The sequence below is a fragment of the Rossellomorea aquimaris genome (assembly GCF_020172085.1).
In the GTDB taxonomy this organism is placed as follows: domain Bacteria; phylum Bacillota; class Bacilli; order Bacillales; family Bacillaceae_B; genus Rossellomorea; species Rossellomorea aquimaris_E.
In genome coordinates, this window is sequence record NZ_JAIVAT010000007.1 from 31,132 (window position 1) to 55,466 (window position 24,335).

Consider the following 24,335-nt stretch of genomic DNA (forward strand, 5'->3'; position numbering starts at 1 on the left):
CCATAGCGAGGGACGGACCTTTATTTGTTTTGTTCTAGTACTATCGGAGTGAATTTGTGAATAAAGTAACTTTAGTCAAAAATTTATAAATATACTATTGATTTTATTAATATACACTCATATAATTAGACCTAATTTAAATTTACAGTCTGGGGTGAATGGTTTTGGATGTTGGTATAGTTGGTAGTACTGGATATGGTGGTGTGGAGTTGTATCGCCTGTTGTCGAATCACCCGAATGTGAATGAATGCATTTTATATTCATCTTCTTTGGAAGGGACTTCCTATGCGGAACAGTATCCGCATTTAATCGGTCTTTCTCTTGAAAATGTGAAACCGATCATGATCGAGGAAATGCAAGAGCTTGATTTCGTATTCCTAGCCGTCCCTTCCGGTGTATCAAAGGAGCTCGCTCAGAAGCTTATCGGGAAAAAAGCAAAAATCATCGATCTTTCCGGAGATCTGCGTTTAAAGGAACCGGGCGAATATGAAGAGTGGTATAAAGGAGAATCGGCACCGGAACAACTACTCGACAAAGCGGTTTATGGACTAACTGAAATCAATCGAGAAACCATACGTGAGGCGGACTTGATCGCGAACCCGGGATGTTTCCCGACAGCGACCCTGCTGGGAGTGGCGCCACTTTTTCAACACCATTTGGTGAAGCCTCATTCCTTTATCGTCGATGCCAAAACGGGATTATCCGGGGCCGGGAGAAAAGCAACTCAATCCAGCCATTTCTCCGAGACGCAGGAAAATCTACGAATCTATAAAGTCCATCAGCACCAGCACACTCCTGAAATCGAGCAGCAGTTGAAGATATGGGACAGTGGAGCGGGACCGATCACGTTTTCCACCCATCTCATCCCTATGACGAGGGGGATCATGGTGACGATGTACGCGGAATTAACGGAGGCCCACACCACAGAACAATTACATAGCCTCTACCACAACTACTATGAAGGGAAGCCTTTCATAAGAGTACGTCCTACAGGTCAATTCCCGAGTACGAAAGAAGTATTCGGTACGAACTTCTGTGACCTTTCTATCCAATCTGATCCACGGACGGGCCGGGTAACGATTGTGTCGGTGATCGATAATCTGGTCAAGGGAGCGGCCGGTCAAGCGGTTCAGAATATGAATGTGATGACAGGGGCAGACGAAACGACCGGGCTTCATCACTATCCAATTTATCCTTAAAAGGGGGAGAATCAATGAAACTGGTAAAAGAAAAGGCGGTTCAACGTATCGAGGGAGGAACGATTCTGTCGCCCCTTGGATATAAGGCGGGAGGACTTCACACAGGCCTTCGTTATGCAAAGAAGGATTTCGGGGTCATTTACAGTGAGAAACCGGCATATTGTGGAGCGGTGTATACCCAAAGTCATTTTCAAGCGGCTCCCCTCAAAGTCACACAGGAAAGCATCTCTCAATCTCATAAACTTCAAGCGATCGTTGTCAACAGCGCGATAGCGAATGCGTGCACAGGAGAGCAAGGGCTTAAGGATGCGTATCAGACGAGGGAATGGATCGCCGGTCGATTTCAGATCCCTGAAGAGTTTGTAGCCGTCGCATCCACAGGGGTCATTGGCGAATGGCTTCCAATGGATAAGATGAAAAAGGGGTGCACCGAAATCGTGGTCGGAAAAAATCCAGAAGCTGCCCAGTCTTTCCAACAGGCGATCCTCACGACGGATACAATCGAGAAGTCGTCCTGCTGCCAGGTAGTGATTGACGGGAAGACCGTTACCATCGGTGGCTGTGCGAAAGGATCCGGTATGATCCATCCGAATATGGCGACGATGCTCGGCTTCATTACAACAGATGCCACGATTTCATCGGACGCTTTACAGAGCGCTCTCAAGACCGCCATCGATCAATCCTTTAATCAAATTACCGTTGATGGGGAAACGTCCACCAATGATATGGTCATCAGTATGGCAAACGGGATGATTGAGCATGAGGCATTGCATGAAGGTCATCCCGATTGGCATCACTTTCAAGAAGGATTGATCCTATTATGTGAAGACCTGGCCAAGCAAATCGCAAGGGACGGGGAAGGGGCAACCAAACTGGTGGAAGTGAGTGTCACGGGGGCCAACTCCCATCAAGAAGCCAATATCGTTGCAAAAAAAATCGTCGGTTCCAACTTGGTGAAGACAGCCCTATTCGGAGGTGATCCGAACTGGGGAAGAATCGTCGGAGCCATGGGACACAGCGGAGTGGACCTCGACCCTCATCAATGTGCTATCTCCATCGGGGACATTCTTGTATTTTCAAATGGCACGCCTCAACCATTCAATGAGGAAGAAGTCAGTCAGTATATGCAGGCTGAACAAGTGCTCATTAACGTCTTCCTGAAGAGCGGGGGAGGAATAGGAAAAGCCTGGGGGTGCGATCTTACGTATGATTACGTCAAAATCAATGCAAGTTACCGAACATAAACAAGTGATGGTGGTGAAGCTCGGCGGCAGTATCCTTTCTCGGCTATCCGTTCATTTCTATGAAAACATGAAGTATCTTCAGCAGCACTACCATGTGATCATCGTTCACGGAGGAGGGCCTGACATTACGGCTACACTCGAAAAGCTGGGGATTCAGTCGACGTTCCTTAACGGGCAGCGAAAGACCACCAATGACGTTTTCGATGTGGCAGAACAGATCTTAAAGGGCAAGGTGAATAGCGAATTAGTCCATCTCCTGAATCTCCAGGGAGTGAATGCCATCGGATTGAGCGGGTATGATGCCCATTTATTAAAGGCGAGTTTCGTAGATGAGGAGTCCCTTGGATTAGTGGGCAAAATCGAAGAGGTCAACCTAACGCTTTTGCACCATCTACTGTCCTTAAACTACTTGCCGGTCATCGCCCCCCTTGCTGTCACATTCGAAGGAGAACGGGTGAATGTGAATGCCGACCTGGCCGCTTCGGCCGTCGCCAAAGCCCTCAATGCAGATAAAATGGTGTTTGTCACGGATGTACAAGGAATCTTGAAAGATGGAGAACTTGTTTCACGTGTAACAAAGGAGGTCGTCGATCAGTACATCGAATCCGGTGTGATCTATGGAGGGATGATTCCAAAGGTTCAGGCAGCTTTATCCGTTCTAAGCGACCATATTCATGAAGTGATGATTGTAGGATGTCAGGATTCCATCATACAGGATGGGAAAATGATCGGTACACAAATAACAGGTGGAAAAGAGGTGCAAGCGATATGAGTCATGTATTTCCTACGTATAATCGGTTAGAGATAGAACTGGTGTCAGGCAAAGGCACGGAGGTGCAGGACCAGAATGGTACATCTTACTTGGATTTTATTTCGGGAATCGCCGTCTGTAATTTAGGGCATTCCCCATCTGTTGTAAAAGAAGCAGTGGAAGAACAAATGAATAAACTTTGGCATGTATCGAACTTGTTTTCGATCACGAAGCAGGAAGAGGCTGCCACACTTCTCGCTTCAGCAAGCGGCCTGGATGCCGTCTTCTTCTGTAATAGCGGAGCGGAGGCGAATGAAGCGGCGATTAAACTTGCGAAGAAGCATACAGGGAAAACGAAGATCCTTACCTTCAAGCAGTCCTTTCACGGCAGGACCTTTGCGACGATGAGTGCAACCGGTCAAGAAAAGATCCATAGCGGCTTCGGCCCTTTACTGCCGACCTTTGAATATCTTTCATATAACGATGAACCAGCTCTTTCGAACGTGAAGGGTGAGGATGTGGCCGCCATCATGCTGGAAGTCATCCAGGGAGAAGGAGGAGTCAATCCGGGTACCCATTCATTTTTACAGGCGGTAGAAGCCAAATGCCGGGAACTGGATGCTCTATTCATCATTGATGAAGTCCAGACAGGAGCGGGGCGGACGGGATTACCGTTTGCTTATCAGCACTATTCCCTGGATCCGGATATCGTCACAGTTGCAAAAGGAATTGGAAGCGGATTTCCCGTAGGAGCCATGTTAGGGAAGAAAGCACTCATCCCGTCCTTTTCCCCTGGGACACACGGATCGACTTTCGGAGGGAATCCATTAGCCATGGCGGCAGCGAAGTCGACCATGGAAACCATCTTTGATGAGGGATTCCTGCAAGATGTACAGCGTAAATCCAAATACTTTATAAACAAACTGAACGAGCAGCTTATAGAGAATCCCGTTGTAAAAGAAGTGAAAGGGATCGGTTTCATGATCGGCATTTCATTCCACAAGGAAGTAAAAGACATCATCACGGAACTTCGGGACAATGGATTATTGACGCTTCCTGCCGGTACTCATGTGGTTCGGCTCCTGCCACCATTGACGGTGACGGATGAGGAGCTTGATCAGGCTCTTCATATCTTGATCAGTACGATCAATCAACATCAATCAGCCGAAGTATATTGATATTTTTTTAACTACGAATGTATAAAAATACTTAAATATAACTATTTATTCATAAATAGGAGGGCATCTCATGACAGGTTATTTATGTTTGGAAAACGGAAGCTCCTTTAAAGGGGAAGTCATTATGGATGAAAGTGATCCCGTTCAGGGTGAGATTGTATTTTTCACTGGAATGACAGGGTATCAGGAAGTGCTGACGGATCCTTCTTATAAAGACCAGATCGTCGTTTTCACTTACCCGCTCATCGGTCAGTACGGAGTGAATGAGGATGATTTCGAAAGCGGCGAACCCCAGGTGAAGGGGGTCATCATGCTTAACTCGCCAGATGTATATTCCCATTATCACGCCGCATCTTCCTTGAAAGACTATCTTGAGAAATGGAAGATCCCGTTCATGACAGGGGTGGATACGAGAGAGGTTGTAAAAGCAATCCGTGAAGGGGGAAGTCAAAACGCCTGTATTTCATACGTAGAAATGCTTCCCAAGAAAGAAAAATTGACAGGTCAGATCGGAAAGGTCGCGCTTTCAAAGATTCGTCAAATGGGAAGCGGCAGCAAACAGATCGCTGTGATCGATTTCGGCGTCAAGAAATCGATTGTTACGAGTCTATTGGAAATGGACTGTTCCGTGACGGTCATCCCCTTTCACCGCCTTGAATTATTGGACCAGTTGAGCATCGATGGCCTGGTGTTATCCAACGGCCCGGGGGATCCGAAGGAAATGATGAAGTTCTTACCTCAACTGAAGGAGAAAATCATGGAGACACCGACCCTTGGTATCTGCTTGGGGCACCAATTGATCGCCCTCGCGTTTGGCGGGGACACGGAACGATTATTATTCGGACACAGAGGAGCCAATCATCCCGTCATGGATCATCAAACGGGTGAGGTTTTCATCACCTCGCAGAATCATAACTATGTGGTGAAGAAGGATAGCTTGAACGGTACCGGTCTCGAACCGCGGTTTATCAATGTCAATGATGGCTCACTTGAAGGACTTCAGCATAAGGATAAGCCTATCCTTTCCGCTCAATTCCATCCTGAAGCGCGTCCAGGACCTGAAGATGCTTCATGGATATTTACACAATTCTATCAATCGATTAAACAACCAGGGAGAGAGAAAATGTATGCCTAAAGATTCCAGTATTCAAAAAATCCTGATCATCGGCTCGGGGCCCATCATCATAGGGCAGGCTGCTGAATTTGATTACTCCGGTACCCAAGGGTGCCTCGCATTGAAGGAAGAGGGCTATGAGGTGGTCCTCGTGAACCATAATCCCGCCACCATCATGACGGATACCGCTTACGCGGACAAAGTGTATTGTGAGCCCCTCTCGATCAAGTCGGTGACGGCCATCATTGAAAAAGAACGCCCCCATGGGTTGGTCGCAAGTCTGGGAGGCCAGACCGCCTTGAATCTTGCCGTCAAACTTGATGAAAAAGGGGTCCTTAGAAAGTATGATGTGAAGCTGTTAGGGACTTCCGTAGATTCCATCCAAAAAGGGGAAGATAGAGAAAAGTTCCGTTCCTTAATGGAAGAGCTCGGGCATCCGACGGCTGAAAGCAGCATTGTCCACGATCTGGAAGGAGCCGTGACTTTCTCTGAAAGTATCCCCCTTCCGATTATTGTCCGACCTGCCTATACGTTAGGCGGGAGAGGCGGTGGGATCGCTTCTACGATGGAGGAATACAAAAAGCTGGTTTTATCCGGATTGAAGGCCAGTCCCATCCATCAAGTCCTTGTGGAAAAAAGCATCGCCGGCTTCAAAGAGATTGAGTATGAAGTGATGAGAGATTCGAAAGGAAATTGTATATCGGTCTGCAATATGGAAAACTTCGATCCGGTAGGGATCCATACGGGGGATTCCATCGTCGTTGCTCCCTCTCAGACCTTGACGGATCAAGAGTTTCATATGCTACGTACAGCGGCTTTCGATATTATCAATGCGCTTAAAGTAGTGGGAGGATGCAATATACAATTTGCTTTAGACCCTAACAGCAAACAGTACTATGTGATTGAAGTGAATCCTCGTGTAAGCAGGTCTTCTGCTCTTGCATCAAAGGCAACGGGCTATCCCATCGCCAAGATCGCGGTGAAGATTGCTGTCGGCTACACATTGGATGAGATCATCAACCCGTTGACAAGGACCACCTATGCAAGCTTTGAGCCTGCCCTGGACTATGTGGTGGTGAAGTTCCCGAGATGGCCGTTTGATAAGTTTCCGGAAGCGAACCGGGTGCTAGGGACGAAGATGAAAGCAACGGGTGAAGTGATGGCGATCGAGCGCTCATTAGAGGCCGCCTTTCAAAAGGCCATTCAATCATTGGATATCTCTGTTGAGAACATATACAAGGGACTGTCAGAATTATCGGCTCAAGACTTGGAACGAAAGGTTGGTACACCGACGGATTCCCGTTTCTTTGAGCTGATGGAGCTATTAAGAAGGGGGCATTCAATTGTGGATCTTCACGGGAAGACAGGAATCGATGAGCTGTTCCTTTCAGTGATGAGTCATCTCGTGTCCGTGGAAAAGAAGCTTCAAAGCACGCCTCTTACTCCTGAGCTTTTAAAAGAAGCGAAAGAATTTCGATTTGAGGATCAATCCATCGCTGGATTTACTGGGAAATCAGAAGCGGAGATCGTCACGATGAGAGTGAAAGAAGAAATGGTACCTGTATTCAAAATGGTGGATACATGCGCCGGCGAGTTTGAAGCCATCACGAATTATGCCTACTCGACCTATTATGGTACCAATGAAATCGGACCTCTCGCTGGAGAGAAGAAAGTCCTGATCATCGGGGCGGGGCCGATACGGATCGGTCAAGGAGTCGAATTCGACTACAGTGCCGTCAAGGCGATCCAATGCTTGAAAGAACACGGATACACGACGATCATGGTGAATAATAACCCCGAAACCGTCAGTACCGATTATGAAACGGCAGACCGATTATATTTCGAACCGATTACGGTTGAGTCGGTCCTCTCGATTATACACCACGAGAAAGTGGACTCGGTACTGGTGCAATTTGGCGGGCAGACGGCCTTGAATCTTGCCGGGAAGTTGGAAGAAGCAGGTGTACCGTTACTTGGGACTTCGGCAGATACCATTGATCGGGTGGAAGACAGGGAAAGATTTTATCAATTGCTTGACGATGGAGGAATTCCTCGTGTGAAAGGAGAGATTTGTCACAGCAGGGAAGAAGCACTGCAAGTGGCGCGTCATTTAGCCTTCCCCCTTCTTTGCCGTCCTTCCTACGTCATTGGTGGAAAAGGCATGGTTAAGGTGACGACACCGGAAGAGATGCAGCGTTTCATCCAAGGAGCAGACGAAGAGTATTTTCCCATTTTAGTAGATGAATTTAAAGAAGGCCGGGAAGTGGAAGTCGATCTTGTTGGCGACGGTGTAGACGCGTACGTTCCCGGTGTAATGGAGCATATTGAACGGGCGGGTGTCCACTCGGGTGACAGCATGTCTATCTTTCCTTCTGAATCCCTTTCAGCTGGAATCAAGCAGAGGATTGAAGAATATGCCGGTAACATTGTCTCTTCGCTTCATTATAAGGGGATCATGAATATTCAATTTCTGCTTCAGGATCAACAGCTATTTGTATTGGAAGTGAATCCGAGGGCCAGCCGTACTGTTCCGATCGTCAGCAAGATCCTTGGCTTTTCGCTGATGGATATGGCGACCGATCTGATATGCAGGGAAAACCTCACGATCCATGACTTTGAGACTCCTGCCGAGGTGGACGGAGTCGGTGTGAAGTATCCGGTCTTTTCATCACATGCCCTCCCGGAGATCGATCAAACACTCGGTGCGAATATGAAGTCGACGGGAGAAGGACTGTGTCTCGGTGAAACCGTCGAAGAAGCTTTGTATAAAGTGTTTGAAGACCTACATGAAGGAGTGGAGGCCGGGGGGACCCTTTACATCGACAGCAACCTGACTGAAATAAGTCAATATCAGACTGCGAAGGAAGAGACATTCAGTGACTGGATCAAAACCGACCATGCCTGTATCTACTTCAGTGATGAGGAATCGGAAGAATGGAAGAAGAAGAGAATCGCTGCACTAGAGGCAGGGGTCACGGTCATTACCGAAGCTGAAACCTTATACGCCTTCATTCGAAGTAAAAACACAGACAATGTTCAGCCGAAGCCTTTGGTCCATTCAAAAACCATGCAGGGAGTGATTTGAATATGATGAATTCGAACATCGCCACATCACCTTATACGATCTCTTTGAAAGGGAGAGATCTCGTCACGTGGCTCGATTATACAGTAGAAGAGGTACACGAGCTTTTATCGCTTGCCAGCTATTTGAAAAAAAATCCTCATTCCAAGATTCTTGAAGGGAAGACCCTCGGAATGATTTTTGAAAAATCATCCACGAGAACAAGGGTATCCTTTGAAGCGGGGATGCTTCAAATGGGAGGTCACGCCATCTATTTGAATTCCCGTGATATCCAGCTTGGAAGAGGCGAATCGATTGAGGATACGGCGCGCGTCCTGTCATCATACGTGGATGGGATCATGATTCGAACATTCGAGACCGAGAAGGTGACGCAGCTGGCCGAATATGCGAGCATCCCTGTCATCAACGGGCTCTGTGATACGTATCATCCCTGCCAGGCATTGGCGGATGTCCTCACGATCCTTGAACGTAAAGGGACGTTAAAAGGGGTGAAGGCAGTGTACATCGGGGACGGAAACAATGTAGCGCACTCCTTCATGATTCTCTGTGCCATGCTTGGGATGGAGGTCGTCGTTTCCTGTCCTGAAGGGTATGAGCCAGGTAAAGAAATCATTGAAAGTACGATGAATCTAGCCAAGAAGAGCGGCGGGAGCTTTGAACTGACGCATGACCCGAATGAAGCAGTAAAAGGCGCTGATGTCGTCTACACCGATGTTTGGGCCAGTATGGGGCAGGAAGAAGAAGCCATTCAACGTATTGAAGACTTTAAAGGATATCAAGTCAATGAAGGGTTGCTTGCCCAAGCGGCACCTGATGTGACGTTCCTCCACTGCCTTCCCGCCCATCGTGAAGAAGAAGTCACGGCAGCCGTCATCGACGGTCCCCATTCAGCCGTATTCCAACAGGCCGAAAATCGTTTACACGTTCAAAAAGCGATATTACAATCGGTGTTGGTTTAAAGGACAAAAGGGGCTGAGACAATATGTCTTAGTCATAGGAAAATCCGAACGATCATTCGAAGTTCTTTTATGAAATCGAAATCGTTCGGATTTTTTATGATTATTGCAAAGTATAAGTCATGTTTTAGCTGGTTCTAGCTGTTGGTTGGAGTGCAAGACGAAGACTCCTACGGGAAAAGCGGACTAGGTGAGACCCCGCAGGAGCGTCAGCGACGAGGAGGCTCACCGGCCGCCCGAGGAAAGCGGAGTCTTGCACGGAAATCAACAGCGGTGCTACACGAGATCCTAACAGGATCATTCATCTTTAAGTAAATTGATTCAGCCTCTATTAGTTGCCTAAAAGTACCCCCATAAGCGAAAATGGGACAGAACCAAATGGACACATGCAAACATATAGTGTAGGGGAAACTGTAATAAGACGTTTTGGAGGTGCAGTGTTTTTTGAGTAAACCAACTTTAGATGATTACCTGGAAAACGGAATGTATGGGCAAAAGCAAACAAAGCCTGATGAAAGAAGGAAATTCCTCGGAAGCCTGCGAGAACGGATCGTCATCGCCTTGACCCAAAGTCAGGTAAGGGAAAAGGGCGTGTACAAGGAAGTCCAGGATAATTTGAAAAAGCATCCGGATGCGACGCTTTTATTAAATGGAAACATGAGCTACACCTATTTATCTAAATACATCAAGCTTGCCGATGCGCACCATGTATCGTTTTCCATGGTCACCAATAAGGGGACCGAAACGGATATCGGGCTCGTTCTTGCTTATGATCATGCCATTGATCAAGAAGAGATTTATGTGCAGAAAAAAAGTGAGAAAGTGGTCGAAGCAAAATCAAAATCGAAAAAAAAGAAAAGCCTATTATCCTCTATTAAAAAGAAGCTCTTCTAACCGTGCCTGTCCTTTTGGAAAAAAGAGAGTTTGAACAACCCTTTCAACGTCGCTGGGATGATGAAAAGAATGAAGAGGATCCGGAACAAATGGTACCCGGTGATGATGGAAAGGTCTGCATGGACTGCTTGTCCCACCAATGCCATCTCGGCCATGCCTCCCGGAGCCAGGCTGATAAAGGCAGTGAGGAATGAAATGCCATGCCAGCGACTCAACAGTACGCTGAGACCTGCACAGCACAAAAGCAGGCAAAGGGAAGTAAATAATGACCATAGGATAAACTTGCCCATTGCTCCCGATGACGAGAAATTCATCATGAAACTAAAGTAAATGCCCAAAGATAATTGAGCCAGGATGATGAACAGACCGGGCATTTGTGGAACCGGCAATTCAGCGATCATGAAGCCGCCGATCACTAAGATCGGGCCAAGCAACGTCGGGGTGGGCAAGTGGATTTTTTTGGCCAGGACCCCTGATGCGACAGCGATCGCAAAAAACAGGACAAACCCCCATTGAAGGTCAGGCATTTCAAACGAATGTGCGGCAGTCCCGGAATCCGTTTTATCACCAGCCAGTAGGGGGCTGAAGACGAGGAACGGTACCACAAAGATGACAGAAAGCAGCCGGATGACCTGAAGGATCGTCACGACTGTTAAATCGATGTTCTTCATTTCCTCCCCGAGAGTCACCATTTGTGAAAGTCCACCGGGAATGCTCCCTGTAATGGTTGAGGTTAGGCCGATCCCTGTCATAGTAGACGTAATGTAAGCGAGAAACATGCTGAAGACGATAAGGGTAACCGTCGTCGTCAGCATGGACGGAAGCTGGGTAAAGATTTCGATCATCGTCTTTTGACTGAATGATTGCCCGATGGCATAGCCGACGATGATCAATCCAAGGTCTCGGAGATAAGACGGCCAGGCGAATTCGAGCTTTGTCCATTTGTTGAGGAGAAAGACTGAAACCATGGAACCGAGCAGCCAGGACAGGGGAAGGTGAAGGAGCGTGAACACGCCTCCACCTAGGACACCTGCTATAAAGGCTAATAAAATGGGATGCATGCTGAAAATCCTTTCTTGTTATAGAAGGCAATCAAGTGTTCAGATGGAGAAAGCGGTCGGGATCGAGCCGGCTTCCTTCTGCAACAATGGCAGTCATGCCTTTATCGGAACCGAATTCATGCATTTCTCCTGCCTGCCAGTAGACGGCCATTCCCGGTTCGACCATGATTTTCTCTTCTCCTTCGATCCTCACCCAGCCACTTCCCGATGTGATCATAAGAAGCTGATCGCACATGGCGGGATGCATTCCGAGCACACTTTCTGCTTCTAAATAAAAGTACCCAATCTGAAATGACTCATCCGGCTTCAGCAAAGGATGGATGGTCACGTTTTGACTATTGAATTTTTCTATGGATTTTCCGGTAGTTTGTTTGAAACTGTATATTTTCATAGGATCACCTCTATAGGTATAGGTTCTGCTTTGAAGTGGAGGAATCCTTTAATTGGGGAGGAGAGATTGTGTAGTATACAATATATGTAAAATAACGCAATTATAAAAATAAATACGCAATAAATTAAAAAATGACGCAATCCCCCACGTAAAATGACGCAATCACTACGCGCTCTGCCCCATATTGACTGTCTTGTCCGCGTGATCCCCAAACTGAAACGTCAAAAAATGAACGAACCTGCCTCCAAATGGTCCTGGATACACCATCCAGGACCACTTCCCAACTAAAACAGACAATCTATCCTTTCGACTCAACATTTTTACAAGAATGCTTCCCTCACAAAATCACACCCACCCCTAATTTCATGGTAGAATGAAACGAGGTATGGACAAGTATGGTAATCACGTATCATAGTTGCTTTAATGAAGCGAATTTTGGTATTATCAATAGTATTGTGAGTGTTCGAACATATACGGAGGTGAAGAAGATGTCTAGAATTTCTGAAGAGCAAGTGAAGCACGTAGCACACCTTGCACGACTAGCCATCACAGAGGACGAAGCGAAGAAGTTTACGACTCAGCTGGATGCGATTATCGGGTTTGCCGAACAGCTGAATGAATTAGATACATCAAGTGTGGAAGCGACCAGTCATGTACTGGATATGAAGAACGTTATGCGTGAAGATAAGCCTGTTGAAGGATTACCGCGGGAAGAAGTATTGAAGAACGCACCAGACAAACAAGATGGACAAGTTCGCGTTCCATCGATCTTGGACTAAGGAGGGGACCTCATGTCATTATTTGACCATAAATTATCAGAACTTCATGAGCTTTTACATAAGAAAGAAGTATCTGTCACAGATCTAGTAGACGAGTCATACAAACGCATTGATGCCGTTGAAGATAAAGTAAAGGCATTTTTAACATTGGATGAAGAGAATGCCCGTAATAAAGCGAAGGAAATGGATTCCAAGCTTGGTACGGATGAATCGAAAGGCCTTCTTTTTGGAATGCCGATCGGAATCAAGGACAATATCGTCACAAAAGGTCTTCGTACCACTTGTGCAAGTAAAATTCTTGAAAACTTCAATCCGATTTATAATGCGACGGTCATGAATAAATTACATAGTGCCGATACGATTACAATCGGTAAATTGAATATGGATGAGTTTGCAATGGGTTCTTCCACTGAGAACTCCGGTTTCCAGAAGACGAGCAACCCATGGAATCTTGAAACGGTTCCCGGTGGATCTTCAGGTGGATCAGCAGCATCCGTTGCTGCAGGGGAAGTTCCTTTCTCATTAGGTTCTGATACAGGTGGATCAATCCGCCAGCCGGCAGCATTCACGGGTACGGTCGGATTGAAACCGACTTATGGACGTGTATCCCGTTTTGGTCTAGTAGCATTTGCTTCATCTCTTGACCAAATCGGACCAATCACTCGTAACGTTGAGGATAACGCGTACTTACTACAAGCCATCGCTGGTCTTGATCCAAATGATTCCACGTCAGCCAATGTAGAGGTTCCGAATTATGCGGAGGCTCTAACAGGTGACGTCAAAGGAATGAAGATCGCAGTACCGAAAGAATACTTAGGTGAAGGTGTCGGGGAAGAAGCCCGTCAAGCCGTTCTTGCTTCACTGAAAGTATTGGAAGGCATGGGTGCAACATGGGAAGAAGTTTCTCTTCCGCACTCTAAATATGGTGTGTCAACGTATTACTTATTAGCTTCTTCTGAAGCATCAGCAAACCTTGCCCGTTTTGACGGTGTTCGTTACGGCTACCGTACTCCGAACGCAGAGAATCTTCTTGACCTTTACAAGAAGACACGTGCAGAAGGCTTCGGGGACGAAGTGAAGCGTCGTATCATGCTTGGAACGTTTGCCTTAAGCTCAGGTTACTATGAAGCTTATTATAAGAAAGCTCAACAGGCGCGTACACTGATCAAGAAAGATTTTGAAGATGTATTTGCGAAATACGATGTTATCATTGGACCGACAACACCGACACCAGCTTTCAAAATCGGTGAAAAAATCGATGATCCATTAACGATGTATGCGAACGATATTTTAACGATCCCAGTGAACCTTGCAGGGGTACCGGGAATTTCTGTTCCATGTGGATTCTCTTCAACAGGACTGCCGCTTGGACTGCAAATCATCGGTAAGCATTTTGACGAAAGCACGATTTATCGCGTCGCTCACGCATTTGAGCAGGCGACAGATTTCCATACAAAAAGACCACAACTGTAAGGGGTGAAATCAATGAACTTTGAACCAGTAATCGGACTAGAAGTCCACGTAGAATTAAAAACGGACAGTAAGATGTTCTCTCCGGCACCGAACCATTTCGGAGCGGAGCCGAACACAAATACAAACGTGATCGACCTTGGATATCCTGGTGTTCTACCGGTAGTAAACAAGCGTGCCATTGAGTTCGGAATGAAGGCGGCCATCGCATTGAATTGTGAAATTGCTACGGATACGAAGTTTGACCGTAAAAACTATTTCTATCCGGATAACCCGAAAGCGTACCAAATCTCTCAATTTGATAAGCCAATCGGTGAAAATGGCTGGATTGAAATCGAAGTGAATGGTGAGAAGAAACGGATCGGTATCACTCGTCTTCACCTTGAGGAAGATGCTGGGAAACTGACTCACTCAGGTGACGGCTATTCCCTTGTCGACTATAACCGCCAGGGAACGCCTTTGATCGAGATCGTATCCGAGCCGGACATCCGTACACCGGAAGAGGCATATGCGTATCTTGAGAAATTGAAGTCCATTATCCAATACACAGGTGTTTCTGACTGTAAGATGGAAGAAGGATCGCTTCGCTGTGACGCCAATATTTCTCTTCGTCCAATCGGTCAGGAGAAATTCGGAACGAAAGCCGAGCTTAAAAACCTGAACTCCTTTAACTTTGTGAAAAAAGGATTGGAGTATGAAATCGTACGTCAGGAGAAGGTACTTTTATCTGGAGGATTGATTCAACAGGAAACGCTTCGTTTCGATGAATCAACGGGTAAAACGATCCTCATGCGTGTGAAAGAAGGATCGGATGACTACCGTTATTTCCCTGAACCAGACCTATTGCATCTTCATATTGATCAAGAATGGATGGATCGCATCCGTGCTGAGATCCCTGAGCTTCCGGATGAGCGTAAAAAGCGCTACGTAGAAGAGATGGGACTGCCTGCATACGATGCTATGGTTTTGACATTGACGAAAGAAATGTCTGATTTCTTCCAAGAAACCGTGGAAGCGGGTGCTGATGCGAAGCTTGCGTCCAACTGGCTGATGGGTGAAGTGTCTGCATACCTAAATGCTCAGCAAAAAGAGCTGGACGATGTAAATCTTACGCCTAAAGGTTTAGCTGGCATGATCGAATTGATTGAAAAAGGGACGATTTCTTCCAAGATTGCGAAGAAAGTGTTCAAAGAACTAGTAGAAAACGGTGGAGATCCTGAACAAATCGTGAAAGATAAAGGCCTTGTTCAAATTTCGGACGAAGGTGCTTTACTCAAGATTGTGACGGAAACACTGGATGCGAATCCACAATCTATTGAAGACTTCAAGAACGGGAAAGACCGTGCTATCGGCTTCCTTGTCGGTCAAATCATGAAAGCGACAAAAGGACAGGCCAACCCGCCGCTTGTGAACAAATTATTACTTCAAGAAATTCAAAAACGATAATCATTTCATAAGGAAGCCCTGTGAAAACTCCCTGTTTTCACAGGGCTTTTTTCGTTTGAGGGACGGACCTTGAATTTTATTCAAGGTCCGTCCCTCTTTTTCGTTCAAGTTTTCCTGATTTGAGTGATTTTTGTCCATTTTGTATAGGTCATTTAACCCGAGGTTGAAAAACGAGAAATCCGGGTCTTTAGGCTCGTTCGTCATGAAAGAGGCTTGTATTATAGTATATTTAATGTTTTAAATAGTTAGAAAATTCTTATAAAGAGGTGTTGTAATTGAAGAAACAAGTCGTTGCATTGGGATTAACAGCAGGTTTGATGATGAGTCCGGTATTGGCTCCAGAAGCATTTGGAGCTTCGAATGTGAGTGAGAAAGTGAATTTTAATTCACAAATGGGGACTCCTCAATTTATTTCTGGTCAATTAACAAAAGCGTCATCAAAGGCTCCGGAAACAATTGTTTTCGATTATTTAACGGAGAAGCAAAAGACCTTCAAATTTAAAGGTGATGCAAAATTATCCTTCAAAGTAAAAGACAAACAGAAAGATGACTTAGGATTTACATACCTTCGCATCCAGCAAGTATACAAAGGGACGCCAGTTTATGGTGCCGAATTAACTGCCCATGTGAACAAGGATGGGGTTTTGACAGCATTATCCGGAGCTCCGATTGCGAACCTGGATGCCAAACAGGACTTGAAGAAAGCCAAAAAAGTATCCAAAAAAGAAGCTGTATCAATGGGTGAAAAAGATTTGGTGAAAGCAGTCGGAAGTCAGCCTGATTATGAATATGCACCTAAGTCTGATTCAGTGATCTATGTAAAAGATGGGGAAGCCCATTATGCATATCTAGTAAACTATAATTTCCTAGCACCAGAACCAGGGAACTGGAACTATTTCGTGGATGCTGTCACAGGGGATATCTTGGGCAAAGTAAATGAAATCCATGAAGCAGGTGGAAAACCTGGCGGTGGAGGCGCTGTTACAGGAGGAACAAATACTGTAGGTTCAGGTAAGGGCGTACTTGGAGATACAAAATCGTTGAATACGTACCTTGCTTCTTCAACCTATTATCTTCAGGATCTGACGAGGGGTTCAGGAGTGTTCACGTATGATGGAAAGAATCGTACCCGCTTGCCAGGTTCGCTGTGGGCAGATAGTGACAATGTCTTTAATGCAAGCTATGACGCGGCTGCTGTAGATGCTCATTACTACGCAGGGAAAACGTATGATTACTATAAGAATACACATAATCGCAACAGTTATGATGGAAATGGCGGCGCACTTAATTCGACTGTCCACTATGGCAGAAACTATAATAATGCATTCTGGAACGGCCAGCAGATGGTATACGGTGATGGAGACGGTTCGACATTCATTTCCCTTTCAGGTGGAGTGGACGTTGTGGCACATGAACTGACTCATGCTGTTACAGACACGACAGCCGACCTGATCTATCAAAATGAATCAGGTGCGATCAACGAATCCATGTCCGATATCTTTGGAACATTAGTAGAGTTTGATGCCAATATTAATCCGGACTGGGAGATCGGGGAAGACATCTATACACCTAATAAGAGCGGGGATGCCCTTCGTTCCATGTCTGACCCGGCAAAATACGGTGATCCGGATCACTATTCTGTAAGATACACAGGAACTCAAGATAACGGCGGGGTTCATATCAATAGTGGTATCGGAAACAAGGCCGCGTACCTGTTAAGTCAAGGTGGTACACACTATGGGGTGAGTGTATCGGGAATCGGAAACGCTAAGACCGGAAAGATTTATTACCGTGCCCTTACTCAATACTTAACACCATCTTCTAACTACAGCCAGCTTCGTTCAGCAGCAGTCCAAGCGGCTACAGATTTATATGGTGCAGGAAGTGCTGAGGTGGCAAGTGTAAAAGCAGCGTATAATGCTGTTGGCGTTAACTAAATAATGGATTGAGAAGAAGGGCTGTAATGGCTCTTCTTTTTTTATGGTAATGAATTGTTCGAATACGATTCAATGAAGGTGCATGCTTACATTTGCTTTCTTTTTGCCTTCTCCAGAATCTGTTTGGCAAGGCGGTAGTACGTATCCGCTTCCACTTTCGATTCCGCTCTTTTTAACTGCATCATGTAGTTTTGGAATCGAAGTTTGTCGACTGACGAGACTTTCATCACAATTTTTCTCATAATGGCGCTCCTTTAGTGGACAAAATTGCGTCCAATTATCTATTCTGAATTTTCTGTAAATAATATATAATATTAGTAAATGATTCCAGAGGGTGGATAGAATGTCCTTATTTGAAGTGATCTTGTTGCCAATGTTAATGGGTGGTATTGGAGGCTTAGGACATATTCTGGTTTTCAAAAATGGTCATTTCACTTTTCCAAGAAAATTTATCGATGACCGAGGTGAGAAACATTATCTTTTTGGCTCAACAAAGGATATTATCATAGGCGTTCTAGCAGGATATCTGTCTGTGTTACCGGTAGTCGAAACAGTCCCCATTTGGTATGTGATCTACATTAGTTTATTATCAGGTATCGGGGGAAGTTCCGTCATTACACGGAAAATCGAACAGAATTTAGCAAGCACCAAAGCATCCTATATTCAAGAGCTATCTCATTATCAGCTCGAACCGACCTCTAAGGGAGGATCTACAAACCATAATGAGGTGAAACCTGTTGGCGAAGTGGAAGAAAAAAAGAATCAAGGTTGAACTGCCACCAGAAGAATATGAAAAGGCGAACCACTATCTAAAGAGATTGAAGGAGGCAGATAGCCTAGTCGAGCTGAACTACTACTACAATAAAGTGGCAAAAATAATTGAGAAATCACAGGATGTCTAAGATGGTTCAATGGAAAGAATCGTCCTATATCCATTTAATGTAACCATAAAAAGCGAGGATGAAACTGACAATTGAGTCAGCTTTTTTTCTGTCAAAAAAAGATGTATGAAAGATACATCTCTTTTCCATACTTACCAATTTCCATCCCCCTCTGGAAAATGGTTGAGGAGTAGCTTCTTGGCTATTCCTTTTTTTATGGAAGAGCATCGCGGGGGAGCAGTTCATTGGAACCTGTTCACGGAGTTGCTTTTCTTATATTATATTCCTACAGGCATAATCGTACAATTGAAATTTTAGTAGGAGATTTCACTTGTAGAATAAAAGAATTATGAATATGCTAGAGAGAGAATTTCCGAGAATAGTGTGCAGTGATTCACGGTGGTGAAACGCTGGAGGAGGAAGAAAATGAACTTAAATCAATGGTTTGATAAAGGAATGACATCTGAAGATTATATAAAAGGCATGACTGTTCATAAAGAGAATACAGTAACCATTCGGACGGGCTTTAGCGTTCCGGAAGATGATATAGAAGTGCTCAAGCAACTTGGAGGCCATTCGTTACGTGTGATTGCGATCACGGAGGATTGGTGTGGAGACGCCATGTTGAATATCCCGATCCTTCTTAAAGTGGCAGAGGAGGCCAATATTGAAGTACGGATGATCCTGAGGGATGAAAACCTTGAATTGATGGATCAATATTTGACCAATGGAACGTCGAGAGCGATCCCGATCTTCATTTTCATCGATCGGGACGGAAATGAAAAGCTGGTATGGGGCCCGAGAGCGCCAATGGTCAAAAAAATCGTCGATGATGAGCGGGCAAAGCTTCCGCCGAAAGATCACGAACTCTTCCCTGAAAAACAGAAGGAAATGATCCAACGCTTGACCTCACAATATAACAAGGATGAACAGGTATGGCAGGAAGTGTACGAAAGCTTGAAAACGAGCCTCGTCCAAAGCGTATTAATGTAAGATGATAGTTGGAATGGAAGACTTCCGGACGCTGAACTCGGGGGTCTTCTTCCATGTCATTCACGGTGCCTCATCCATGCTCAAAATGAAATGGTAAAAAGTGCCCGATACGATGGTATTTATTGCCGGTTCACGAATAACCTTATTCACGTTAATATGGTATAGGATGAGGAGTTGAAGCATCATGATTCACCAAAAGACAAATACCATTGTAATAGAGGCGCTGAATAAATTTCCCCATAAAATTCACATTAAATTGGGAGAAATCCTGCGCGAAAGAGGATTGACTCAAGGCGATCTCCATCGCTTAACAGGTTTAAGAGTGGCGACGATCAATGAGCTAGTGAATTTCAAGAAGAAATCCTTGACGGTGGCTCATCTTGTATCCATCATGATCGCCCTTAGAATCACAGACATCCGTGATCTTATTGAAATAGAATTTGACCAGGAAGTACAGGACTACTTCAATGAAGAAAATCAACGGATGAAGAACGGATTCACTCCAGACCTGACCAAAACCGCCGAACAAAACGTAAAGCGGATCGCAGCTGGAGCAAACAACTAAAAGAACATCCATCACACACCAAACGGTCATGCCACATGACCGTTTTTTTTTGTTTTATGATGGAGGGACGGACCTCTATTTACGCCCTTTATATCTGGATTTAATGATAGAAATATAGTATCTCTCAAGGTTTAGTACCGACTAAAATAGGATATTTTCTAATAGTGAACGGTAGTTAAATAGAAATTAAATTATGACGATATAAAGACCATCGAGGTCCGTCCCTCAACAGGGCTCTGCAGGAATTTCTTTTTGGGATGCAGAATGTAGTAGATGTGTAAGGCAGCATGAATGGACGGCTGTTTGTTGGGCGGGTTTGTGATGGAGTTGACATGAAATCGTAACGTTCAGTAGAGTGAAAATCAATTATGATAGGGGAAGAGAGTAAATGGAAGTGAATTTTGGTAATGTGACCTCCCGTTATGCTGCGTCTTGTGATGATATTCCGCATCAATTTTTTGATACGTTAAAGGTAAGAGGAATTGTGTGGGAAGGAAAGAAAGTGGCCGAAATCGGATCGGGCACCGGAGCTCTGACAAGAAAACTTCATAAGCGTGGAGCCGAGGTGATTGGTGTGGAGCCTTCTATTGAAATGAGGAAAACGGCCAAGGCTTTGGAGAAGAAACAATACTTAGAGATTCCTTATCTGACAGGTACGGCGGAATCGACGAATTTGCCAGACCGCTATTATGATATCGCCATGATCCACAGAAGCTGGGATTTATTTGATCGACCGAAAGCGAACAATGAAATCAAGCGGATATTGAAAGATAAAGGAACGTTCATTGTGAGCGATTCCACCTTCCTGCTGACTCAGGAAGTAGTCCGGGATACGATGACATTTTTATATGAAAATATCGATCAATCATCCACAGAAGCAAAAGCGGATCCTAGCAATCAGGTGAATGGATTTCCTGTGGAATGGTTGTTAGAATGGCAGCAAGCTGATTTTATCGTGAAAGATTTTTACACCTTTAACTATGCCGTGAATTTCACTATTCAGTCCTGGTGTGAACGCGTGGGATCCCTGTCCTTCCTAACTCACTTGGAGGATACGGAAATAGAAGGATTGCTGCAATCCCTACATACCTTCTTGTCCAGGCGTTACGATTCTCACCATGAGTTTACTCTTCAGCACCAGTTTACAGTCTGCCTGATGAAAAAGTAGAAAGAGTGATCGGATTGGAAGCAGTAAAAAAATATGTGAACTATTTAAATATGGATATCGAGCCTCCTACGTTGAACTATTTACAACGGCTGATCCAGCAACATTTGATCCGCATTCCTTATGAGACGTTTAGTAAATTTTATTATTTCTCCGAAGGAGAATCCTTTGTGCCTTCGTTAGAGACATTCGCGGAGAATCTCCACTTGAAAGGGTGGGGGGGAACCTGCTTTACATTAAATATCAATTTCGGGAGGCTGTTGAAGGAATTAGGATTCCACTGTTCATTTGTCAGAGTGAACCCAGGTCACCTCGGATTGATGATCGAGATTGAACATCGAAAGCTATATGTTGATGTAGGATACGGTTCTCCGATCATGAAGCCGGTCGAGCTTGAGGCGAGACAGCGACATCTTCTTCACGGATTTGGGGAGGAAATCATTTTTACACAGAAGGACATAGGAGAATTTGAAGTCGATCGTCGTTCAAATGGAAAGACCTTTGTGAAAAAGACCATTGAATGGGTTCCTCTTGAAGAGGAAGAATTGGAGTCTGACATTCAAGCCTCCTACTTGGATTCAGATGACAACATCACGATGAGGAGGATCACGGCCGTCCGCTTTCAGGGCAACCAGTGCTACTTCCTCCGTAACCAGACGTTGAAGGTCATGACATACCGGAATATCCGTGAATATCAAATGAAGGATATGGATAGATGGAAAGACGTCATTGGGGAAGTCTATCATTTCGATATGAGGTCACTTGAAGAATCTATCCAGTTTTTACAAAAACGGAATATCAAACTATTTCCATAGCCGTTCAGAATATCGTGGTGATATTCTGGACGTTTTTTTTGTTTGGGGAGGTTTAAGGCAAATGAACTACTCTAATTTGAGCTTTTCGATCATAAATATATATAACGATCCTGTATGGAATGAGATTCCAACGGTGTCCAATTATGTATTCTTTCTGACAATCTTCCGTAAGATCGGTTAACGGGCTTCTGGAAATTCGATATTTCATTAGATTTTTCTACTGAAAAGAGTTATGATATTGACCGGTGGAGGAATAGAAGAAAATCTCCCTTTACAACACATTTTGCATGAATAATTCAATTTGGTATATGATGTTAAAAGATGGTATATAAATGGACGAGTTTTTGAATTAATACAGATTAGGATGATGGGTATGAAACGAGCACGAATAATATACAATCCTACTTCAGGACGGGAGCTTTTTAAGAAGCATTTGGCTGAAGTATTAATTAAGCTTGAGCAGGCAGGATATGAAACTTCGGTTCACGCAACCATTTGCGAAGGGGATGCGACCGAAGCGGCACGTCTGGCTGTTGAACGCCAATATGATATCGTTGTGGCTGCAGGCGGGGACGGTACGCTAAATGAAGTCGTCAACGGCTTGGCCGAACAGGAATACCGACCGAAGCTTGGAATTGTTCCCATGGGGACAACCAATGACTTTGCCCGGGCACTGCATATTCCAAAGGATATCAGCTCAGCCATTGACGTGATCACGAAGGGTGAGACGATCCCGGTCGATATCGGACGCATGAACGAACGCTACTTCATTAATATTGCCGGCGGGGGAAGAATTACGGAGTTGACCTATGAAGTGCCGAGTAAGCTTAAAACCATGATGGGACAGCTTGCTTATTACTTAAAAGGGATTGAAATGCTTCCTTCCATCAAGCCGACGGACGTATCGATTGAATATGACGGCAAGCTGTTTGAAGGGGAGGCCATGCTCTTTCTGATCGGACTGACCAACTCGGTCGGAGGCTTCGAGAAATTGGCTCCGGATGCCTCAATCAATGACGGCTTATTTTCACTCCTGATTCTGAAGAAAACGAATCTGGCAGAATTTATCCGAATCGCTTCCCTTGCTGTACGCGGGGAGCATGTGAATGATCCGAATGTCATCTACACTCAGGCCAATCGAATCAAGATCAAGGCGAAAGAAAAGGTACAGCTCAATGTAGACGGCGAGCTTGGCGGAGTCCTTCCTGCAGAATTCGAAAACTTGTATCGTCATCTGCAAGTATTCGTTCCACTCGATAAAATCCGCCCGGAAGACAAAGCTGAATAATATAAAAAGGAATGCCACAGGGGTTATGGCATTCCTTTTTTATTTTGGCTCTTTAGGAAAGGTTGTGGTTATTTAAATCACATGATCTACGAGTCGGCGGGCTGTATGGTAAAGGGAACTGCAGTCCATTTTCAGTAGGAGTCTACGTAGTTCCTCTCACCCACTAAACAATCATTTGGTGACAGAGCTAGATGGTCATTAGAAATTAAGTAAGAAACTAAAGATTTATATTAACTACAATCCCTCACTTAAGAGTAACAAACGGATACTTAGAATGTTGATTGGAGCGGAAGATGCTCGACTCCTGCGGGAAACGCTGGACAGGACGAAAAGCGGAGGCGGCTCGTTCAGCCCCGACAAGCATAAGATGAATGAGCCGGGAAGGCGGTTTTTGCCTTCTTGGCTCATTTAGCTTATGACCTCGAGGGGCTAGCCGCCGTAGCTGGATCTTGAGACCCCACAGGGCTTTAGCCCGAGGAGGCTCGCCGCCAGCCCCGCGGAAAGCGAGCATCTGGAGCGGAAATCAACATCTGCTCGCTTTTTCAAAAACAACAAAGTTTACGAAAACAGCATTTTATTTTTATCGAATCTTCAGAATGGAGAATACTCCCAATCTCTCTAATGAACAAGCAAAAAGATAGAAAAAGACAAAGGGAATCCGATCAAGAAGCCCCAGCCGATCTGCTGCTTATGACGGAATGGTACCTTCCTGACAATCCAGGATAAGAGATGGGCCGCGATCACAAAAGCAAAAACCCATATCAATTGCCCGACCACGAATACGAATAAATAGGCAAGGATGGATTCCTTATTCATCAAGAGCGTTATTCCAAATCCAAAGGTCAAAGTTAGAAAGGTGAGTCCGATTAATATATAGGGCAGCCACCACCTTCTTGACTTAAGGGCGAATAATACCCCAAGAAAAACGTTTCCTACAAGGATAAGGTTTACTAAGAAGTCTGGGTTCATATTTATCTACCTTCTCTTTCTAGAATTGTTGCACATACCATTGTACCCTTTGTAGATCGGATGAAACGCGGTAAGTTTTAACATCCTATCAAGTAAAATGAAGAATTACATGAAACTGTTTAATTTCTAAATCTATTGTCATCTTTACTGGAAAAGT

The 24,335-nt window shown here is 44.9% G+C and carries 23 protein-coding genes; 19 read left to right on the forward strand and 4 right to left on the reverse strand.

Annotation, left to right across the window (positions count from 1 at the left end; translation table 11 throughout):
- Positions 1-164: 164 nt before the first annotated feature.
- The 8 genes from argC (at position 165) to LCL96_RS12820 (ending at position 10,418) form a co-directional block, all read left to right on the forward strand.
- Positions 165-1,199, forward strand: coding sequence for an N-acetyl-gamma-glutamyl-phosphate reductase (argC, locus tag LCL96_RS12785; RefSeq protein ID WP_224941847.1), 1,035 nt, complete (start codon positions 165-167; stop codon positions 1,197-1,199).
- A 14-nt stretch (positions 1,200-1,213) separates the two neighbouring features.
- Complete coding sequence (gene argJ / locus LCL96_RS12790; protein WP_318246426.1) at positions 1,214-2,443, forward strand: bifunctional ornithine acetyltransferase/N-acetylglutamate synthase; 1,230 nt, start codon at positions 1,214-1,216, stop codon at positions 2,441-2,443.
- Positions 2,406-3,215 carry an acetylglutamate kinase gene (gene argB, locus LCL96_RS12795; protein WP_224941848.1) on the forward strand — a complete coding sequence of 270 codons (810 nt, stop codon included), beginning with the start codon at positions 2,406-2,408 and terminating at the stop codon, positions 3,213-3,215. Before argJ ends, argB begins: the two co-directional genes overlap by 38 nt.
- Complete coding sequence (locus tag LCL96_RS12800; RefSeq protein ID WP_224941849.1) at positions 3,212-4,372, forward strand: acetylornithine transaminase; 1,161 nt, start codon at positions 3,212-3,214, stop codon at positions 4,370-4,372. The genes argB and LCL96_RS12800 overlap by 4 nt, the downstream gene beginning before the upstream one ends.
- Positions 4,373-4,442: 70 nt before the next feature.
- Positions 4,443-5,507 (forward strand): carbamoyl phosphate synthase small subunit, encoded by a 1,065-nt coding sequence (locus LCL96_RS12805; RefSeq protein WP_224941850.1) that lies wholly within the window; start codon positions 4,443-4,445, stop codon positions 5,505-5,507.
- On the forward strand, positions 5,500-8,571 hold the full coding sequence (locus LCL96_RS12810; protein WP_224941851.1) for a carbamoyl phosphate synthase large subunit: 3,072 nt from the start codon (positions 5,500-5,502) through the stop codon (positions 8,569-8,571). Before LCL96_RS12805 ends, LCL96_RS12810 begins: the two co-directional genes overlap by 8 nt.
- Before the next feature lie 5 nt (positions 8,572-8,576).
- Positions 8,577-9,527, forward strand: coding sequence for an ornithine carbamoyltransferase (gene argF / locus LCL96_RS12815; RefSeq protein WP_224943425.1), 951 nt, complete (start codon positions 8,577-8,579; stop codon positions 9,525-9,527).
- Positions 9,528-9,968: 441 nt separating this feature from the next.
- A complete protein-coding gene (locus LCL96_RS12820; protein WP_224941852.1) occupies positions 9,969-10,418 on the forward strand; it encodes a YueI family protein in 450 nt (149 codons plus the stop codon).
- Here the strand turns inward: LCL96_RS12820 and LCL96_RS12825 are convergent.
- Positions 10,415-11,479: an AbrB family transcriptional regulator gene (locus tag LCL96_RS12825; RefSeq protein WP_224941853.1), complete on the reverse strand. Its 1,065-nt coding sequence runs from the start codon at positions 11,477-11,479 to the stop codon at positions 10,415-10,417. The two genes, LCL96_RS12820 and LCL96_RS12825, sit on opposite strands and share 4 nt — an antisense overlap.
- Before the next feature lie 31 nt (positions 11,480-11,510).
- A complete protein-coding gene (locus LCL96_RS12830) occupies positions 11,511-11,870 on the reverse strand; it encodes a cupin domain-containing protein (RefSeq protein ID WP_224941854.1) in 360 nt (119 codons plus the stop codon).
- Between the two features lie 488 nt (positions 11,871-12,358).
- On the opposite strand from LCL96_RS12830, the gene gatC reads away from it, so the two are divergent.
- The 4 genes from gatC to LCL96_RS12850 all read left to right on the forward strand — a co-directional run bounded on the left by gatC (position 12,359) and on the right by LCL96_RS12850 (position 17,502).
- Positions 12,359-12,649 (forward strand): Asp-tRNA(Asn)/Glu-tRNA(Gln) amidotransferase subunit GatC, encoded by a 291-nt coding sequence (gatC, locus tag LCL96_RS12835; RefSeq protein WP_224941855.1) that lies wholly within the window; start codon positions 12,359-12,361, stop codon positions 12,647-12,649.
- A gap of 12 nt (positions 12,650-12,661) precedes the next feature.
- Complete coding sequence (gene gatA, locus LCL96_RS12840; protein ID WP_224941856.1) at positions 12,662-14,122, forward strand: Asp-tRNA(Asn)/Glu-tRNA(Gln) amidotransferase subunit GatA; 1,461 nt, start codon at positions 12,662-12,664, stop codon at positions 14,120-14,122.
- A 12-nt stretch (positions 14,123-14,134) separates the two neighbouring features.
- Positions 14,135-15,565, forward strand: coding sequence for an Asp-tRNA(Asn)/Glu-tRNA(Gln) amidotransferase subunit GatB (gene gatB, locus LCL96_RS12845; protein ID WP_224941857.1), 1,431 nt, complete (start codon positions 14,135-14,137; stop codon positions 15,563-15,565).
- A gap of 317 nt (positions 15,566-15,882) precedes the next feature.
- Positions 15,883-17,502, forward strand: a complete 1,620-nt coding sequence (locus LCL96_RS12850; protein ID WP_412103598.1) for a M4 family metallopeptidase — start codon at positions 15,883-15,885, stop codon at positions 17,500-17,502.
- Between the two features lie 86 nt (positions 17,503-17,588).
- Here LCL96_RS12850 and LCL96_RS12855 read toward each other — a convergent pair whose 3' ends face one another.
- Positions 17,589-17,744, reverse strand: a complete 156-nt coding sequence (locus LCL96_RS12855; protein ID WP_179884840.1) for a hypothetical protein — start codon at positions 17,742-17,744, stop codon at positions 17,589-17,591.
- 101 nt (positions 17,745-17,845) lie between these two features.
- Here LCL96_RS12855 and LCL96_RS12860 point away from each other — a divergent pair, with 101 nt between their 5' ends.
- The 7 genes from LCL96_RS12860 (at position 17,846) to LCL96_RS12890 (ending at position 23,209) form a co-directional block, all read left to right on the forward strand.
- Entirely contained in the window at positions 17,846-18,274 is a 429-nt protein-coding gene (locus LCL96_RS12860) for a DUF4257 domain-containing protein (protein ID WP_224941859.1), read from the forward strand.
- Positions 18,240-18,404 (forward strand): hypothetical protein, encoded by a 165-nt coding sequence (locus LCL96_RS12865; protein WP_224941860.1) that lies wholly within the window; start codon positions 18,240-18,242, stop codon positions 18,402-18,404. The genes LCL96_RS12860 and LCL96_RS12865 overlap by 35 nt, the downstream gene beginning before the upstream one ends.
- 405 nt (positions 18,405-18,809) lie before the next feature.
- The gene (locus tag LCL96_RS12870; RefSeq protein ID WP_224941861.1) at positions 18,810-19,376 is read left to right on the forward strand and encodes a thioredoxin family protein; all 567 of its coding nucleotides are present in this window, start codon (positions 18,810-18,812) and stop codon (positions 19,374-19,376) included.
- A 184-nt stretch (positions 19,377-19,560) separates the two neighbouring features.
- Complete coding sequence (locus tag LCL96_RS12875) at positions 19,561-19,941, forward strand: helix-turn-helix domain-containing protein (RefSeq protein ID WP_034760875.1); 381 nt, start codon at positions 19,561-19,563, stop codon at positions 19,939-19,941.
- 388 nt (positions 19,942-20,329) lie between these two features.
- Positions 20,330-21,109 carry a class I SAM-dependent methyltransferase gene (locus tag LCL96_RS12880; protein WP_224941862.1) on the forward strand — a complete coding sequence of 260 codons (780 nt, stop codon included), beginning with the start codon at positions 20,330-20,332 and terminating at the stop codon, positions 21,107-21,109.
- Positions 21,110-21,123: 14 nt separating this feature from the next.
- Entirely contained in the window at positions 21,124-21,921 is a 798-nt protein-coding gene (locus LCL96_RS12885; RefSeq protein ID WP_224941863.1) for an arylamine N-acetyltransferase, read from the forward strand.
- A gap of 373 nt (positions 21,922-22,294) precedes the next feature.
- The gene (locus tag LCL96_RS12890; protein ID WP_224941864.1) at positions 22,295-23,209 is read left to right on the forward strand and encodes a diacylglycerol kinase; all 915 of its coding nucleotides are present in this window, start codon (positions 22,295-22,297) and stop codon (positions 23,207-23,209) included.
- A gap of 618 nt (positions 23,210-23,827) precedes the next feature.
- Here the strand turns inward: LCL96_RS12890 and LCL96_RS12895 are convergent.
- Complete coding sequence (locus LCL96_RS12895) at positions 23,828-24,178, reverse strand: hypothetical protein (protein ID WP_224941865.1); 351 nt, start codon at positions 24,176-24,178, stop codon at positions 23,828-23,830.
- Positions 24,179-24,335 lie beyond the last annotated feature (157 nt).